The 2,111-nt window shown below is 63.7% G+C and carries 2 protein-coding genes; both read left to right on the top strand.

The features are described 5' to 3' along the window. On the top strand, window positions 1-843 hold an 843-nt coding region (locus tag WBB85_RS09635), incomplete at its 5' end, for a YeeE/YedE family protein (RefSeq protein WP_432638406.1). Continuing rightward, complete coding sequence (locus tag WBB85_RS09630) at window positions 785-1,831, top strand: LuxR C-terminal-related transcriptional regulator (RefSeq protein WP_432638405.1); 1,047 nt, start codon at window positions 785-787, stop codon at window positions 1,829-1,831. The genes WBB85_RS09635 and WBB85_RS09630, both read left to right, overlap by 59 nt. The last annotated feature ends 280 nt before the right edge of the window (window positions 1,832-2,111 follow it).

Here is a 2,111-nt window from a genome sequence, read left to right as displayed (position 1 = left end):
GGCCTCGCCGCCCCGACCGAGACCTTTTATCACACGATCGGCTGGAACCCGTTTGCGTCGATCATCGGCGGGCTTTTGTTCGGATACGGAATGGCGATGGCGGGCAATTGCGGTTTCGGCGCGCTGGTGCGTTTCGGCGGCGGCGATCTGAGGTCTCTGGTCGTCGTGGTGGTGATCGGCATCTTCGCTTTCGTCACGCTTTCGGGCCCGCTCGCGCCCCTGCGCACCGCTCTCTTTCCGCAGGAAGAGGCCGCGACGACACAGGGTATTGCCCATTGGCTGTCCGGCCAGACGGGACTGTCGCCCCTGATCTTTGCATCCGTGCTCGGCATTGCTGCCCTGTCCTGGGCGCTCGTCCACGCACCGCTGCGCCGCAAACCGGCGATGATCGGCTGGGGTGTCGCGGCCGGGCTGGCGGTTGTCTGGTGCTTTGTCGGCACGACCTGGATCGGGCATGAGAGTTTCGGCGAGGTTGGGGTGGAAGGCCCGTCCTTCACCGCCCCCCTCGGCCGCACCATCATCTTCTTCATGACCTCGACGGCAGGCGGGATCAGCTTTTCGGTCGGCATGGTCGCCGGTGTTCTGGGCGGTGCCTTTGCAGGCTCTACCATTCGCGGCCTTTTCCGCTGGGAGGCCTGCGAAGACCCGCGCGAACTGGGTCGTCAGGTTTCGGGCGCCGCCCTGATGGGGATCGGCGGCACGCTGGCTTTGGGCTGTTCGGTCGGACAGGGCGTCACCGCGATGGCGACGCTGGCGGTCTCTGCCCCGGTGACGCTGGCGGCGATTGCCGCAGGCGGGCTTTTGGGGCTGCGCCAGCTTATCGGCGGCTTCCAGCCCGATTGAGGTCACCATAAACACGAAAGGGAGCAGGCCAATCCGGGACCATCCAGACATTCCTGACCAGACCATTGCGAACTGGCAGCGGATTGTCGATCTGATCGCCAATCTGGCCGATGTGCCCGCCAGTCTGGTCATGCGCACGCAGGCGCCGCGCCATTCCGTCTTCGTGACCAGCCGGACCGAGGGCAATCCCTATCCTGTCGGCCGGCGCTTTACCCTGAACGAAAAGCTCTACTGCTACGGCGTGCTGAAGGACGGCGAACTGGTGGTCGAAGATGCCGTCTGCGATCCACGCTGGGCCGACAATGATGACATGGAGCACGGGATGAGCTTTTATGTCGGCTATCCGCTGCGCTGGCCCGACGGGGCGGTCTTTGGCACGATCTGTATCCTCGACAGCCGCCGCAATCGCAGGGCGCTCATGTTCAGGGAGGGCGTGCAGGAATTCGCCCGCGTGATCGAGGCCGACCTGAAACTGCTGGTCGAGGTCGATGCCCGCGCGCGGCTTGAAAAGCGGCTGCAGGCAACGCTCGATCAACTTGAAACCCGCGTGACCGAACGTACGGTGGAACTGGAAGAGGCCAATACAGCCCTCAGGGTGCTTCTGGCCAATGTGGAAACCTCACGCGACGACTACGACGCCAAAGTCCTGCGCCAGATCAAGGGGCTGGTCATTCCCACCCTTGGCACATTGCGCGCCCGGCTTGCGGGGGATGAGGTCGCAACCGCCTATCTGGCGATGCTGGAAGAAAACCTGACATCGATCACCGCCACGATGTCGGGCCAGCTTGCCACCGCTTTCGAGGCGCTGACACCCTCGGAACAGGACGTCGCCCAGCTGATCATGCGCGGGCATACCACCAAGGACATCGCCCGCATGATGGCGCGCGAACCGAGCACGATCGACTTTCACCGCAATAATATCCGCAAGAAACTGGACCTGTGCAAAAGCGGCCAGAACCTGCGCAGCAAGCTGCGGTCGCTTCAGTAAAACATGGGGTATATCCCCATATTTTGCCCTTACTTTTCCCGTATCCGGGGATCTGCCGTCCATTGCTACTGTTCCCTGACCGGGGTCAGCCCGGCACCAACCAACCAGCGGGGGACCAGAACACATGGAACGGGAAGACCTCAACCTCGAACCGACGCTGCTTCACGGGCACAGGGATGACCTGGCACCGGGCCTGTCGCGGCGCTCTTTCTTCATGGCCGCCGGCGCGGCCGGTGTCGGCAGCGCGGGCAGCCTGTTGACCTCCACATCGGCGCAGGCG

The organism is Albidovulum sp. (genome assembly GCF_049646345.1).
Classification (GTDB): Bacteria; Pseudomonadota; Alphaproteobacteria; order Rhodobacterales; family Rhodobacteraceae; genus Albidovulum.
The sequence above is the reverse complement of the archived record's forward strand: the minus strand, read 5'-3'. Positions and strand labels throughout refer to the sequence as shown.